The organism is Bradyrhizobium cytisi (assembly GCF_008123515.1).
GTDB lineage: Bacteria > Pseudomonadota > Alphaproteobacteria > Rhizobiales > Xanthobacteraceae > Bradyrhizobium > Bradyrhizobium cytisi.
This window is the reverse complement of record NZ_VSSR01000006.1, coordinates 48,995-63,382: the sequence shown is the minus strand read 5'-3', so window position 1 is coordinate 63,382 and position 14,388 is coordinate 48,995. Positions and strand designations below refer to the sequence as shown.

Here is a 14,388-nt window from a genome sequence, read left to right as displayed (position 1 = left end):
TCTGCCTGATTGACGGGCTTGAGCTAATCCCAATTGCTCATAATTACAACCCTTTGCATCGCCGTTCGGCATGCTATGGATGAATCGCCGGGTTGCGAGTGAGCTATGAGCGCCGAACAGTCGCCTAAAATCGTGATTGTCGACGAGAGCCCGATCCGGGCCGCGATCCTCGAGGAAGGATTGCGGGAGGCCGGATTCACGCAAATCGTCCATATCCGCGAGATGCAGAGCCTTCTTGCGCGTATCTACGCCGTTGACCCCGACATCATCCTGATCGATCTGGAAAACCCCAGCCGCGACGTGCTGGAGGCGATGTTCCAGGTCAGCCGCGCCGTGCGGCGGCCGATCGCGATGTTCGTCGACCAGAGCGATTCATCCTCGATCCAGGCCTCCGTGGAGGCAGGGGTGTCCGCCTACATCGTCGACGGGTTGAAGAAGGAGCGCATCAAGCCGATCCTCGACCTCTGCGTGTCGCGCTTCAACGCTTTCGCAAAACTCCAGGAGGAGCTGGAGCGGACCAAGTCGCAGCTCGAGGACCGCAAGATCATCGAGAAGGCCAAGGGAATCCTGATGAAGGTCAAGGGCCTCAACGAGGACGAGGCCTACGTGCTGCTGCGTTCCACCGCCATGCGCGAGAAGAAGAAGATCGGCGAGATCGCGCAGTCGATCATCACCGCGTCGGAGATGCTGAAATGACCGCGACCCTCCGCATCGGGTTCATCCCGCTGGTCGATGCCGCCGCCCTGATCATCGCCGTGGACAAGGGCTTTGCCGCCGCCGAGGGTCTCGAGGTCGAGCTGGTGCGCGAGGTGTCCTGGTCCAACGTCCGCGACAAGCTCAACATCGGCCTGTTCGACGCCGCGCATCTGCTCGCGCCCGTGGCGATCGCGTCCTCGCTCGGGCTCGGCCACGTCAAGGTGCCGATCGTGGCGCCCTTCAGTCTCGGCATCAACGGCAATGCGATCACGGTGTCGCCGGCACTCCTTGCCGCGCTGATGGAGGAGATCGACGGCGATCGTTTCGATCCGCTCGCGACCGCGAAAGCACTGGCGAAGGTGGTGGCCAAGCGGCGCAAGGCGGGTGCCGACCCGCTGACCTTCGGCATGACCTTTCCGTTCTCGACCCACAATTACCAACTGCGGTTCTGGATGGCGGCGGCCGGCGTCGATCCCGATGAGGACGTGCGTCTGGTGGTGCTCCCGCCGCCCTACATGGTCGACAGCCTCGCCAACGGTCATGTCGATGCCTTCTGCGTCGGCGCGCCCTGGAATTCGGTCGCCGTCGATCTCGGCATCGGCCACATCCTGCATTTCGTGTCCGATATCCTGGTGCGCGCAGCGGAGAAGGTGCTGGCGGTGCGCCAGATCTGGGCCGACAAGCATCCGGACGTGGTCGCGGCGCTGGTGCGCGCGGCGGTGAAGGGGACCGAATTCATCGAGGAGACCGCAAACCTCGCCGAGACATCGCATATCCTGGCGCAGCCTGAACGGATCGGCGTCGATGCCGAAGTCATCCAGCGCACGCTCACGGGGCGGCTGAAGATTTCGCCCGACGGTACGTTCCGTGAAAGTGCTCGCTACCTGCTGGTCGGACGCGAAGGGGCAGGGCGCCCAGAGCCGGTCCAGGCTGCCTGGCTCTATGCGCAGATGGTGCGCTGGGGGCAGACGGCGCTGAGCGCTGAGGCGCTCAAGACCGCCATGGCCGTGTTCCGGCCGGATCTCTACGATGCTGCCTTGGGCCACAGCGGAGACGGTCAGGCTAGCACGCCGTTCAGGGCCTTCGCCGGACCGGCCTTCGATCCCGCCGATCTCGGCGGCTATCTGTCCTCGTTCGAGGTCGGGAGACGGGCTCCATAAGGCCTGCTCATTTCTTAATCACATCGATTCGAAGCTTAATCTTTGGGCTATTGCTGCCCGAAGTGGCATGAATTGCGGTCCACTTCATGCACTGCACACAATCCTAAACTACTGATCTTATACGGCTTTGCCGTTTATGTTGCGTTGGCACACTCCTTGAATAGGGAGAACCCAAGCCGTCCGGCGTGGGCGCCGGCGGCTCCAGTCCATGGTGGATTTCCGCAGCAACGAAGCTGATCGGATCGTTCCGGGTTCCGGCTGGGCGCTTATGCGCCTCCAACCGCCTCCCAGCGATCGACGTCCGTTCAACCCGTTGACGCCGCCTTTCGCGCGGCAAGCTGGAGCTTCGATATGGATTACGCGAAACCCTCCGACGTTGTGGCCTCGATGGTCGATGCCAGCCTGAAGAAGCTGGCGCTGGCCCCGCGCGACATCATGATCCGCGGCGCGATTTCCGGTGCGCTGCTCGGCGCCGCCACCACGCTCGCCTTCAGCGGCGCTCTCACCACCGGCCAGCCTCTCGTCGGCGCGCTGATCTTTCCCGTCAGCCTCGTGATGATCGTTCTGCTCGGCCTCGAGCTCGTCACCGGCAGCTTCGCCATCATTCCGCTGGCGCGCCTCGAGGGCAAGGCGAGCTGGAATGCGGTGATCTCCAACTGGTCCTGGGTCTTCATCGCCAATCTGCTCGGCAGCCTCGCTTTCGGCGTGTTGATCGCGATCTCGCTCACTAACATGGGCAAGGTCGAGGTCGCTGGCGTCGCCGCCCGGATCGTTGCGGTGGCCGAAGCCAAGACCATCGGCAATGCCGCGATCGGCACCGCGGGCATGGTCTCCGTCTTCGTCAAGGCGATCCTCTGCAACTGGCTGGTTTGCCTCGGCGTCGTCATGGCGATGACCTCGACCTCCACGGTCGGCAAGATCGCGGCGACCTGGCTGCCGATCTTCCTGTTCTTCGCGCTCGGCTTCGAGCACGCCGTCGTCAACATGTTCGTCATCCCGACCGGCATGCTGCTGGGCGCCAAGGTCAGCCTCTCCGACTGGTGGCTGTGGAATCAGATCCCGGTGACGCTCGGCAATCTCGTCGGCGGCTTCGTCTTCACCGGCCTTGCGCTCTACGCCACGTACAAGCCCGCCAAGCCCACGGCCGACGTCGCGCAGGTCGCGGTCCAGGCAGCAGAGTAGGTCTATTCAGCCCATGAAATTCGATACAGCACCCACGGCCGATTTCTCCGACGAGCAGAAGCGCTACCTCGAAGGTTTCATGTCCGGCATGCAGGTCGGACGTGTCGGGCGCGCCTTTGCAGCCGGCGGCGCGCCTGCGGCCAACGCTCCCTCGGAGCCGATGGGGCCGGACGCTGCGGCGATCAAGGCCCAGGACAAGCTCACGGCGGCGGGCAAGAAGCTCGCCGACCAGGAGAAGTTCAAGCGCGAGCTGCATCCGTTCGATGCCTATGATCGCTTGAAGGACCAGGCGCGCAACAACGCCAACCCGACGCCGGCGGACAATTTCCGCTGGCGCTATTACGGCATCTTCTGGGTCGCGCCGACGCAGACCTCCTACATGGCCCGCCTGCGCATTCCCAACGGCATTTTGAAGCACTGGCAGATGTCGGGCCTCGCCGACATCGCGGAAAGCTGTGGCGGCGGCTACACCCACGTCACCACTCGCGCCAACTTCCAGATCCGCGAGATCGAGCCGAAGAACGCGGTGGCGCTGATCGAGGGCGTCCAGGACATCGGCCTGTGCTCGCGCGGCGCCGGCGCCGACAACATCCGCAACGTCACGGGCACGCCGACGGCCGGCATCGATCCGCAGGAGCTGCTCGACACGCGCCCCTATGCACGCGAATGGCACTACCACATCCTCAACGACCGCTCGCTGTTTGGCCTGCCGCGTAAGTTCAACGTTGCCTTCGACGGTGCCGGCAAGATCGCCGCGCTGGAGGAGACCAACGACATCGCTTTCACTGCGGTCGAGGTGAAGGACGGCTTTGGCGTCGAACCCGGAATCTGGTTCAAGCTCGGCCTTGGCGGCATCACCGGTCACAAGGATTTTGCGAAATATTCGGGCATCGTCGTTCGTCCTGAGGACGCGACCGCTGTTGCCGACGCCATCGTGCGCGTCTTCATCGAGCACGGAGACCGCACCAACCGCAACAAGGCGCGGCTGAAATACGTGCTGGACAATATGGGGCACGACGGCTTCCTCAAGCTGGTCGAGGAGCGGCTGAAGAAGCCTTTCGCACGCGTGCCGGCCGAGGCGCTTCTGTCGCGCCCCTTGTCCGACCGCATGGCCCATATCGGCGTGCACAAGCAGAAGCAGGCCGGGCTCAACTGGGTCGGCGTGGCGCTGCCGGTCGGCAAGCTCACCTGCGGGCAGATGCGCGGCCTCGCGAAGATTTCGCAGGATCTCGGCGACGGCGATATCCGCCTCACGGTCTGGCAGAACTTGCTGATCTCGGGCGTGCGCGACGAGAATGTCGCGCTCGTCACCGCCGCGGTCGAGAAGCTCGGCCTCGCCACTGAAGTCTCGAACGTCCGCGCCGGCCTGATCGCCTGCACCGGCAACGCCGGGTGCAAGTTCGCGGCCTCCGACACCAAGCGTCATGCCGCCGCGATCGGCGACTGGTGCGACGAGCGCGTCAATCTCGATACGCCGCTCAACATCCATCTGACCGGCTGCCATCACTCCTGCGCGCAGCACTACATCTCCGACATCGGCCTGATCGCGGCCAAGGTGCCAGGCGCGAGCGAAGAGGACACGGTCGAGGGTTATCACCTCTTCACCGGCGGCGGGTTCGGTCCCGATGCCGATATCGGGCAGGAGGTGTTTCAAAACGTGAAGGCCGAGGATGCTCCGAAGATCGTCGAGAGCCTGCTCAAGGCCTATCTCGCCAACCGCGCCTCGCCGGAAGAGACGTTCCTGACCTTCTCCCGTCGTCACGACGGTGAAGCCCTGCGCAAACTCGCCGAAGCGGAAGTAGCAGCATGACCCAGATGACCCTGCCTCCCACGATCGAGATCATTCCGGCCAATGCCCCGTTCAGCGAGGGCCAGCGGCTGTGGCTGAACGGGTTTCTCGTCGGCATGCTCGGCCTCGACGGCTCGACGGCGCTGTCGCCGATCGAGAACGGAGTCATGCTCGGCCCGCAAGGCGACGGCGATGACGGGGAGGCCCCCTGGCACGATCCGGCGATGGCGATCGCCGACCGCATGAAGCTCGCGGAAGGACGTCCGCTCCGCCGCCGCATGATGGCCGCGATGGCGCAGCAGGATTGCGGTCAGTGCGGCTACAATTGCGCCGACTATTCGGACTCGATCGCCAACAAGAGCGAAGCGCGCCTCAACCTCTGCGCCCCCGGCGGCAAGGAGACGGCGCGGATGCTCAAGCAGCTTTTCGAGGAGGTCGACAAGGTGCCGGCCGCAAAGCCTGCGGCAGGGGCGGCCGCGGTCGCGAGTGCACCGGCTGCACCGGAGGTGAAGGCCGCGCCCGGCCGCGCCCGCGAAAATCCGGCTGAAGCGACCTTCCTGTCGCGGCACCTGCTCAACAAGGGCGCTTCGGAGAAGGAGACTTATCACGTCGAGTTCGATCTCTCCGAGAGCAAGCTCGACTACGTCGTGGGCGACAGCTTTGGCGTGTTCGCGCGCAACGACCTCGGTCTCGTCGACCAGATCATCGCGCTGCTCGGGGCGTCCCACACCACCAAGGTCAACAACAAGACGCTGCGCGAGGCGCTGGTCGAGGACGTCTCGCTGTCGCCGGCGCCGGACAAGCTGTTCGAGCTGCTCTCCTTCATCACCGGCGGTGCGCAGCGCGAGAAGGCGCGAGCGCTGGCGCAGGGCGAGGATCCCGATGGCGATGCGGCAACGCTCGACGTGATGGCTGCGCTGCAGAAATTCTCGGGCACGCGGCCGCATCCGGAAGCCTTCGTCGAGGCGCTGGAGCCGCTGCAGCCGCGGCTCTACTCGATCTCGTCGTCGCACAATGCGACGCCCGGAAAGCTGTCGCTGACGGTCGATTCCGTGCGTTACGTCATCGGCAAGCGCAAGCGCGTCGGCGTCGCCTCGACCTTCCTCGGCGAGCGCATCAACGAGGGCGACAAGCTCAAGGTCTATGTGCAGAAGGCGCACGGTTTCGGCCTGCCGGAGGATCCGAAGATTCCGGTCATCATGATCGGCCCCGGCACCGGCATTGCGCCGTTCCGCGCCTTCCTGCTCGACCGCAAGGCGACCGGCGCGCAGGGCAAGAACTGGCTGTTCTTCGGCCATCAGCGCAGCGATTGCGATTTCTTCTATCGCGACGAGCTCAACGCGATGAAGACCTCAGGCCTTCTGACGCGCCTGTCGCTCGCCTGGTCGCGCGACGGCGAGAAGAAGTTTTACGTGCAGGACCGTATGCGCGAGCTCGGCCGCGAGGTCTGGACGTGGCTTGCCGAGGGCGCCCATCTCTACATCTGCGGCGATGCCAAGCGCATGGCCAAGGATGTCGAGCGCGCGCTGGTCGACATCGTCGCCCAGTTCGGCGCACGCTCGACCGATGAGGCCGTCAGTTTTGTCGCCGATCTCAAGAAGAAGGGCCGCTTCCAGGCTGACGTCTACTAAGCCCTTTTCCCCCGCTGTCATTCCCGTGTCATCCGAGCCGGTTCCAGCTGGCTCGGAGTTTAACGAATAAGATTCTCGGAACCCGCGGGTGCAGAGAATTTGTAACTGCGATGTGCGGTCTTCAGAGCACCGATATCGCTATTTGCGCGGCCGTCTTGCCCGCTACCCGGGTCGATCCTTCATAATCCCGCAAATGCGGCGTTGGAGATCGACCATGCGCGAACTGTCGGCGGAAGCCAGGCTGCACTTCTACGCGCGCTCGCTCTCGCGCCGGACCGCGGCGAACGCCCATCACATCGGGCTCTACAGCGCCTTCGCCGTCATCGCCGCGATCGTGTTCGGCACGTTGTCGGTGCATCCGTTCTAACGAGGCGTCACCGCTCTCGTAGGGTGGGCAAAGGCGCGCCCTTCGCGCGCCGTGCCCACCATCTCTCGACATGCGACATCGACGTGGTGGGCACGCTTCGCTTTGCCCACCCTACAGCACCGAGTTTGTCTCACCCGCGCTTGAACGGCGCGACCTCGATGCCCGCATCCTTCAAGGACTGACGCAAGGTCTGTGCGATCTCGACCGCACCGTGCGTATCGCCATGGATGCACACCGTGTCCGTGCGCATCTTGATGACCTTGCCCGTCACCGAGACCACCGCACCATCCTGCACCATGCGCACCACGCGATCGGCGATCGCCTTGGCATCGTGCAGCACCGCACCGGGCTTCTTGCGCGAGACCAGGTTGCCGTCGTCCTCATAGGCGCGGTCGGCGAACACCTCGTGCACCATCGGCAGGTTGGCCTCTTCGCCGGCCTTCACCAGCTTCGAGTTGGCAAGCACCACGAAGATCAGGCTGGGGTCGACCGCCCTGATGCCGGCGGCAATCGCCTTCGCTGTCATGTCGTCCTCGCAGGCGACGTTGGACAGCGCGCCATGCGCCTTCACATGGGTGACCTTGTGGCCGGCCGCGGTCGCGATCGCCTGCAGAGCGCCGATCTGGTAGGCGACGAGGTTCTCGATCTCGGATGACTTCAGGCCGGCGATCGGATGCCGGCCAAAACCGTGCAGGTCGCGGTAGCCGGGGTGAGCGCCGACGGAGACACCGCGCGCTTTCGCCAGCTCGACCGTCCGCCGCATGATGTCGGGGTCGCCGGCATGGAAGCCGCAGGCGACGTTGACCGAGCTAGCGAGGTCGATCATGGCGGCGTCGTTGCCCATCTCCCACGCGCCAAAACCTTCGCCGAGGTCGCAATTGAGATCGATCGTCTTCATGGTTGCTCTCCGCCTTTGGTCTTGTTGTCTAAGGCTCGGCCGTCACCTGCCAGGTCCCGGCATCCATCGCGCTCACCGCATAGCCCGCGACGTTGGCATCGCTGAGCGCCTCGATGTTGAGCTCGACCGTGTCGGACGAGCGCAGGCGATCGGGCAGGGTGCGGATCAGCTGTTGAAATTTGCGTGCCTCCTCCTGCGCCTCGGCCATGGGGACGGCCTTGAAGCGGAACGCCGTTCCGGCCGAGGTCTGGGCGAGCCGCCCGATATCGGCCGTGATCACGGTTGCGATCTTGGGATAGCCGCCGGAGGTGCCGCGATCCATCATCAGCGCGATCGGGGCGCCGTTGCCGGGCACCTGGATGCTGCCGTTGACGGTGCCGTCGGAGACGATGTTGTGGCCGTGCAGATGCTTGATCGCGGGACCTTCGAGCCGGTAGCCCATGCGATCGGAGGTCGCCGAGATCTTCCACTCGCTGTCGAGGAACAGCGCCTTGTTGGCGTCATCGAACTCGTCGTCCTGCGGCCCCAGCACGACGCGGATCGGACCGCTCACAGGCTTCGGCATTTCGATCCGCAATTCCGGCGCGCCGCTCGCGGCATCGACCGTGAGCTCATCGCCGGCCTGGAGCGGGCGCGGGTAGGGACTGCCGAGACCGGCGCGGGCATTGACCGCGAGGCTGCCGAACACCAGCTCGCCCTTGATGGCGCCTTCGATCGCGAGATAAGTGAATGCGCCGCCGCGGGCGAAACCCAGCGTCAGTGTCTCGCCGTCCTTCAGCGTGACGGATGTCTCCATGGCCACCGGCCGCCCGGCGACGTCGGCGTTGCGCGGTGCGCCCGCGATGGCGAGGCGCACGGCGCCATCCTTGGCCGTGAACGTGGCGCCGAACGGGCCGATCTCGACCGCGGCAGCGAGCGGCTCGTTGCCGACCAGCGTGTTCGCCGCCGCCAGCGCCAGCCGGTCCATCGCGCCGCTGACCGTCAGGCCATAGCGCTGCGCGCCGTAGCGTCCACCGTCCTGGACGGAGCTTGCCGGTCCAATGCTGGCGACGATGAGCCGGCTCATGCGTCTACCCGCTCGGCGATGATCTCGCCGGCTTCCGCGGCGCGGTCCTGCTCCTCGAACGTCTTGTGGTCGATGGCAAAAAACGTCACGCGATCACCGGGTTCGGTCAGGAAGGTCGGATTCCGGTGGAGCTGGTAGGTTCTGACCGGCGTGCGGCCAAGCAGGTGCCAGCCGCTGGGCGCTGCCAGGCACTGGATCCCGGCCTGGATGCCGCCGATCGAGATCGTGCCGGCAGGCGTCAACAGCCGCGGGTTCTGCCGCCGTGACATGTGCAGCGATTTGTCGAGGCCGCTGAGATAAGACCAGCCCGGCGTGAAGCCGATCATGGCAACGCGATAGTCGCCGCCGGCGTGACGGGCGACGATGTCGTCGGGCGTGGTGTTCAGCGCTTTCGCGACATCCTCGAGGTCGATGCCGTGCTCGCCGCCATAGGCGACGGGAATGCGCCAGCGCCGCGCCTTGGTCGACGGCGGCAGCGGCCGGCCAGCGATCGGGAGCAGCTTTTCGCACAGCGCGTCAAACCCGATCTTGCCCGGATCGTAATGCACCAGCAGCGAGCGATAGGTCGGGATGGTCTCGGAGATGCCCTCGATGGGTGTGGCCAGCAGCGTCTTGTCAAGCGCGAGCACGCGCTCGTTTGCGGCGTCGTCAATGGTGCGGCTGAACTCGACCGTGACGGCGCTGTCGCCATTGGGCAGAAGGCGGGGCGGGGGAAGCGTCGCGGCCATGAGATGTCGACATCGGGCCTTTGGAAAAGCGCGGGCTCGGCCTTGAGTTCCGCATCACCCTGCTTCGCGTAAATGCGCCCGCAAGTCCAATAAATTAATGCAAGGGGTCGCGATAAAGCCTTGTTATCGCGTCGCATAACAGCCCGGCTGGGCCGCGTTCTTGTCAGGGCTTTGGGCCTTGACGGCAGGCGCGCGGCTCGCAAGATGCGCGCGTTCTTTCCCGCCCATCCGGAGCTCGTCTGTTTCCATGTCGCTGTCCCTCGAAGCCCGCAAGACCCTCGCCGGCATCACCACTGCCACCATCACCACGGTCCTGCTGAAGAAGGGCCTGCGCAATGTGTGGATGCGCGGCGCGCGTCCGCTGCGCCCGGGCCTGCCGCGCCTGGTGGGCCCTGCCTTCACGCTGCGCTTCGTCCCGGCGCGCGAGGATCTGGCGACGCCGGAATCCTGGTCGTCACCGATCTCGACCCGCACCGCGATCGAGGCGATGCCGGAAGGCTGCATCGCCGTGGTCGACGCCATGGGCATTACTGACGCCGGCATCTTCGGCGACATTCTCTGCGCCCGCATGATGAAGCGCGGCGTCACCGCGCTCGTCACCGATGGCGTCGTGCGTGACGTCGAGGGCACGCTCGGCACCCATCTTCCGGTGTGGTGCGACGGCTATGCCGCGCCGCCGTCGGTTGCGGGCCTCACCTTCGTCGGCTGGGGTGAGCCGATCGGCTGCGGCGGCGTCGCCGTGTTCCCGAACGACATCGTGGTCGCCGACCAGGACGGCTGCGTGCTGATCCCGCAGGCGATGCTCGAACACGTGCTCAATGAAGGCGTCGAGCAGGAGCGGATGGAAGCCTGGATCGTCAACGAGGTGAACAACGGCGCGGCGCTGCCGGGCCTCTATCCCATGAACGCCGAGACCAAGGCGCGCTACGCCGCCAGCAAGAAGTAACAGGAAACGAGGACCCCCAATGGATATCACGCTCGCAGGCACGCGACCGACCCGCCGCGCGCCCAAGGAACACTTCACCGGCACCGTGCTGCAGGACCCCATCAACATGGCGCCTGCGCCGGCGCGGCTGAACGTCTCGCGCGTCTCGTTCGAGCCGGGCGCCCGCACCAACTGGCATCATCATCCGCTCGGGCAGACGCTCTACGTGATTTCGGGTGTCGGCCGCGTCCAGACCAAGGGCGGCCCGGTCCAGGAAATCCGTCCCGGCGACACCGTGTGGATCCCGCCGGGTGAAGTGCACTGGCACGGCGCCTCGCCAGGCAACAGCATGTGCCACATCGCCATGCAGGAAGCGCTCGACGGGGTGTTCTCGACGTGGCTCGAGCCGGTGACGGACGCCGAATACGGCGTGGCGGTCGGCTGATTACATCCGCTCAGCGGTCCACGTTCCTGTGCACAGGGCGCCGCGCCAGGTGCCGGAGCCGGAGGTGCCGCTGAGCCGGCCGAAGCCGACGGCGTGCTTGATACCCGTGCTCAGCGTGACGTTGATGGCGCCGGCATCCGCGACGCGGCCGGACGCCGTCACGGCTGCGCTGCTCGAGGCGATCTGACCGTTGTTGATCCCGATCGCGACTGTCGCGCCGTTGGCGCAGGTCTCGCTCGATGACGCGATGCGGACATTCCATGCGCCGTCGAAAGTCGAGCCCGCGGCATCCGCCTGCGCGAGCGGGACAACGATGGCGATAATGGTGGCGAAGAGTGCTGTGCGAAATCCGTTCATGACGCGCCCCTTGGGGTTGACCATGCGGGGGATCGTGTCACGGGTGCGGAACCGGCGATGTGAGGGCCGTCACGCGCGCGAGGTGCGAGCCTAGTTCACACGCGTCCAGGTCTGGCCGCCGCAGAACATGCCGCCGAAGGCGCAGCCCTGCACGCGCAGGCGGTCGCCTCCCTTCAGCGCGATCGTCGAGTCGTAGGTCGAGCCGGTGTTGGGATCGAGGATGCGGCCGGACCATTTCTGGTCCTTGTTCTGATCCTTACCGGGCTTCATGTTGATCAGGACCTGTTCGCCGTTCTGGTTCGATTTGCTGTCGACCGAATAGCCGCAGAGGTTATTGCCGCACTGCTCGATGCGGACCTTGCCTTCCTTCTCCTCGGTAAGCCAGACGCCGAGCGGTGAATTGAGATCGCGCGTGGGCGCTGCTGCCGGAACCGGCGGCGCGACGGCGGCGGCCTGAACGGGCGCGGGGGCAGGCGCCGGAGCCGGAGCAGTTGGCGCGGGCGGTGCCGGAGGTGCTGCTGCGACGGTCGGAGCCGGCGGCGGAGGCGGTGCGGGCGGTACCGCGGCAACCGCCGGGGCAGCGCTTGGAGCCGGTTGAGGCGGCGGCACCATCGCATCTTCGGTCGGTGCGTTGTTTGCCGTGGCGGCCGGAGGTGGCGGCGCGGCGGGAAGCGGTGCCGCGGCTGCGGGGGGAGGTGCCGCAGGAGCTTGTTCCACTGCGGGCGGCGCTACGATTGGAGCAGGCGCCGGAGCCGGGGCAGCCGGTGTTTGCGGATCGACCTTAGCCTGCTGCGGCGCCTGCTGGTCCGGCTTCGTGTCGTTCTTCTTGGCCTTCTTGGCCTTGCCTTGACCGCTGTTGTCGTAGACGCCGGGAATCTGCACCGTGCCGCGGTCCGGATCGATGCGGATGGTGCGCCCGCCATATTCGAAAGTGTACTGCGCCTGCGCAGCCGTGCTCGCCAAAAGGAATGCGGCCGTGGCCAACAGCTTCCTCATTTCCATCTCCCGAACAGGTGGTCCCCGCACCGAGGCTTACGCCCCGCCGCGATCGCGAAAAGTGATCTAGATCACTGTTTCTCGGTATGAGTCGCCTTCCGACGGTTCCGGGTTCAATAGACCCGGAGCCAGCCCAAAGTTTGACCGGGCAAGCGACAGGAACGCGAGTTAGTCGAACCAGGCGGCGTAGATCTTCTTGTAGCTGCCGTCCTCCATGGAGATGTGCAGCCACTGGTCGACGAAAGCCTTCAGCGCAACGTCGGGCTGGAGCCAGTAGGCCTTCTCCGAGAAGTCGAACGGTTTTTCGGGGTGCACCGCGCAGAGCACGCCTGAATGCTGCTTCTGCTGATAGCGGGTCTCGGAGGCGTCCGTCATCATCAGATCGGTGTTGCCCTTGGCGATCTCGTCGAAAATCGCGGTGTTGTCGGGGAAGACGGTAATGTCGGCGTCCTTGACGTTGGCGCGCGCGAAACGCTCATTGGTCCCGCCGGGATTGACGATGACGCGGGTGCCCTTCTTGTCGATATCGGCGATGCTCTGGTACTTGCCGGCGTCGGCGCAGCGCGCGATCGGCGTCTTGCCCTCGCGCATGATCGGCATCGTGAAATAGCCCTTCTTCTGGCGGTCGAGCGTGACCGAGACGCCGCCCATCGCGATGTCGAACTGGTCGGACTCGAAATCCTTCATCAGCTTCGGCCAGGCGGTGGCTACGTATTCGACCTTGACGCCGAGCGCCTTGCCCAGCGCCTCCGCCATGTCGACGTCAAAACCGGAGAACTGCTGCGTGGCCTTGTCCAGGTAGGTGAAGGGCTTGTAGTCGCCGGTCATGCCGACGCGCAACGTGCCGCGCTTGATGATCTCGTCGAGGCGCGAGGGCGCCGGCTGCTGCGCGTGCGCCGACAGGTTTGCCAGCAACATCACGGTCAAGGCCGCCAGGATTCGAACGGTTATTCGAACGGTCATCTCTTTTCCACCTATGCCCAAGCTGTCATTGTGCAGCTCTTGAACGTGGATTTAGACCAGATGCCAGTTTCTGGCGAGGCGGAATTGAAGGGAATCTTGAAGTGACGATCTCGATGTACGAGGCCTCGGTCGGCCTGTTCGTGCCTTACCTGCGCAACCTTTCCGCCCTGCTCGACAAGGGCGTTGCCTGTGCGGAGACCCGCAAGTTCAATCCGGCGGTCCTGCTCGGCATGCGCATGGCGCCGAACATGTACGATCTGGCGCAGCAGATCGGCGAGGCCTGCCGCCACGCCACCGTCGCTCCGGCCTTGCTGGCGCAGTGCGAGCCGGTCGCGCTGCCGCCGCTGGAGCACGACATGGCCGGGCTTCAGGCGCGGATCGCCACCTCAATCGAATTCATTGAAAGCCTGCCGCGCGCCGAGATCGATGCGGCCGCGGAGCTGAAGGTCTTCTTCAGGCTCAAGAATGGGACCGAGCTGCCCTTTACCGGGCGGACGCTGCTGCTCACCAACAGCGTCCCGCAATTCTTCTTCCACGTCACGACCGCGTACGACCTGCTGCGGCACGCGGGCGTCGAGCTCGTGAAGAAGGATTTCCTGGGAAGGAAGTAATTACGCTTCGCCCTTGCGCTCGTAGTCGGCGAGCGAGCTGCGGCCGGCGATCTCGCTGCGCAGCAGCTCGAAGCGCCGATGGGCCTCGTTCTCGTGTTCGTCGACGAAATGCACGGCGGCCTCGCTGGTCATCGGGCCGCTGACCACGGGGGCGGACTGCTCGCCGATGGTTTCGTGCACGTAGTATTGGCCGTCGTCGCCGCGATGGACCGCCCATTTCAGGCGGATCGCCACCATCGGCCCGGGACCGACCTTGCTGTAGCCGTCGGCGTCGGTGTGGTCGGGCACCAGCGGCTGCTCCTCGACCACCGGATGCTCGTCGGAGGCTCGATGATCGTCGGAGGCATGATGCTCGTCTGCGACCGCATAGTCATCGGCAGCCACCGTTTCCGTCTCGGTGTCGCGGACGACGAGAACGGGCTCGGGGTGCTCGAAAATGCTCGCGATGGTCGCCAGCGCTTGGTCGGTCGGGTCGATCTCTGACAAGGTCCATCCTCCAGCTCGACGCGGCCGGCAAAGTCTGTCCCACTGCCGCCGCGGCCGGATACATTACGCGGGTTTGATTAAGGCTGAG

The 14,388-nt window shown here is 65.3% G+C and carries 16 protein-coding genes; 9 read left to right on the top strand and 7 right to left on the bottom strand.

The window, feature by feature from the left end; genetic code table 11:
• Positions 1-105: 105 nt before the first annotated feature.
• From FXB38_RS02975 to FXB38_RS02950, 6 genes are all read left to right on the top strand, one after another.
• Positions 106-696 (top strand): ANTAR domain-containing response regulator, encoded by a 591-nt coding sequence (locus FXB38_RS02975; protein WP_148749280.1) that lies wholly within the window; start codon positions 106-108, stop codon positions 694-696.
• Positions 693-1,856: a CmpA/NrtA family ABC transporter substrate-binding protein gene (locus FXB38_RS02970; RefSeq protein WP_148749279.1), complete on the top strand. Its 1,164-nt coding sequence runs from the start codon at positions 693-695 to the stop codon at positions 1,854-1,856. Before FXB38_RS02975 ends, FXB38_RS02970 begins: the two co-directional genes overlap by 4 nt.
• Positions 1,857-2,207: 351 nt before the next feature.
• Positions 2,208-3,038: a formate/nitrite transporter family protein gene (locus FXB38_RS02965; protein WP_148749278.1), complete on the top strand. Its 831-nt coding sequence runs from the start codon at positions 2,208-2,210 to the stop codon at positions 3,036-3,038.
• A gap of 13 nt (positions 3,039-3,051) precedes the next feature.
• A complete protein-coding gene (locus FXB38_RS02960; protein WP_148749277.1) occupies positions 3,052-4,848 on the top strand; it encodes a NirA family protein in 1,797 nt (598 codons plus the stop codon).
• Positions 4,845-6,458, top strand: coding sequence for a sulfite reductase subunit alpha (locus FXB38_RS02955; RefSeq protein ID WP_148749276.1), 1,614 nt, complete (start codon positions 4,845-4,847; stop codon positions 6,456-6,458). Before FXB38_RS02960 ends, FXB38_RS02955 begins: the two co-directional genes overlap by 4 nt.
• Positions 6,459-6,672: 214 nt before the next feature.
• The gene (locus FXB38_RS02950) at positions 6,673-6,825 is read left to right on the top strand and encodes a hypothetical protein (RefSeq protein ID WP_187434626.1); all 153 of its coding nucleotides are present in this window, start codon (positions 6,673-6,675) and stop codon (positions 6,823-6,825) included.
• Positions 6,826-6,955: 130 nt separating this feature from the next.
• Here FXB38_RS02950 and FXB38_RS02945 read toward each other — a convergent pair whose 3' ends face one another.
• Genes FXB38_RS02945 through pxpB form a run of 3 tightly spaced genes read right to left on the bottom strand, consistent with a single transcriptional unit; the run spans position 6,956 to position 9,517 of the window.
• Positions 6,956-7,723, bottom strand: a complete 768-nt coding sequence (locus tag FXB38_RS02945) for a LamB/YcsF family protein (protein ID WP_148749274.1) — start codon at positions 7,721-7,723, stop codon at positions 6,956-6,958.
• Positions 7,724-7,751: 28 nt separating this feature from the next.
• Positions 7,752-8,789 (bottom strand): 5-oxoprolinase subunit C family protein, encoded by a 1,038-nt coding sequence (locus tag FXB38_RS02940; RefSeq protein ID WP_148749273.1) that lies wholly within the window; start codon positions 8,787-8,789, stop codon positions 7,752-7,754.
• Complete coding sequence (gene pxpB / locus FXB38_RS02935) at positions 8,786-9,517, bottom strand: 5-oxoprolinase subunit PxpB (protein ID WP_148749272.1); 732 nt, start codon at positions 9,515-9,517, stop codon at positions 8,786-8,788. Before pxpB ends, FXB38_RS02940 begins: the two co-directional genes overlap by 4 nt.
• A gap of 247 nt (positions 9,518-9,764) precedes the next feature.
• Here pxpB and FXB38_RS02930 point away from each other — a divergent pair, with 247 nt between their 5' ends.
• A complete protein-coding gene (locus tag FXB38_RS02930) occupies positions 9,765-10,463 on the top strand; it encodes a ribonuclease activity regulator RraA (protein ID WP_148749271.1) in 699 nt (232 codons plus the stop codon).
• 19 nt (positions 10,464-10,482) lie between these two features.
• On the top strand, positions 10,483-10,887 hold the full coding sequence (locus FXB38_RS02925) for a (R)-mandelonitrile lyase (protein WP_148749270.1): 405 nt from the start codon (positions 10,483-10,485) through the stop codon (positions 10,885-10,887).
• Here the strand turns inward: FXB38_RS02925 and FXB38_RS02920 are convergent, their stop codons facing one another.
• The 3 genes from FXB38_RS02920 to FXB38_RS02910 form a co-directional block, all read right to left on the bottom strand.
• Complete coding sequence (locus FXB38_RS02920) at positions 10,888-11,244, bottom strand: hypothetical protein (RefSeq protein ID WP_148749269.1); 357 nt, start codon at positions 11,242-11,244, stop codon at positions 10,888-10,890.
• 90 nt (positions 11,245-11,334) lie between these two features.
• The gene (locus FXB38_RS02915; protein WP_148749268.1) at positions 11,335-12,240 is read right to left on the bottom strand and encodes a DUF2147 domain-containing protein; all 906 of its coding nucleotides are present in this window, start codon (positions 12,238-12,240) and stop codon (positions 11,335-11,337) included.
• Between the two features lie 168 nt (positions 12,241-12,408).
• The gene (locus tag FXB38_RS02910; RefSeq protein WP_187434625.1) at positions 12,409-13,203 is read right to left on the bottom strand and encodes a transporter substrate-binding domain-containing protein; all 795 of its coding nucleotides are present in this window, start codon (positions 13,201-13,203) and stop codon (positions 12,409-12,411) included.
• A 113-nt stretch (positions 13,204-13,316) separates the two neighbouring features.
• Between FXB38_RS02910 and FXB38_RS02905 the strand changes: the two genes are divergently transcribed.
• Positions 13,317-13,814, top strand: a complete 498-nt coding sequence (locus FXB38_RS02905; RefSeq protein ID WP_148749356.1) for a DUF1993 domain-containing protein — start codon at positions 13,317-13,319, stop codon at positions 13,812-13,814.
• Here FXB38_RS02905 and FXB38_RS42540 read toward each other — a convergent pair whose 3' ends face one another.
• A complete protein-coding gene (locus FXB38_RS42540; RefSeq protein WP_187434624.1) occupies positions 13,815-14,300 on the bottom strand; it encodes a hypothetical protein in 486 nt (161 codons plus the stop codon).
• Positions 14,301-14,388 lie beyond the last annotated feature (88 nt).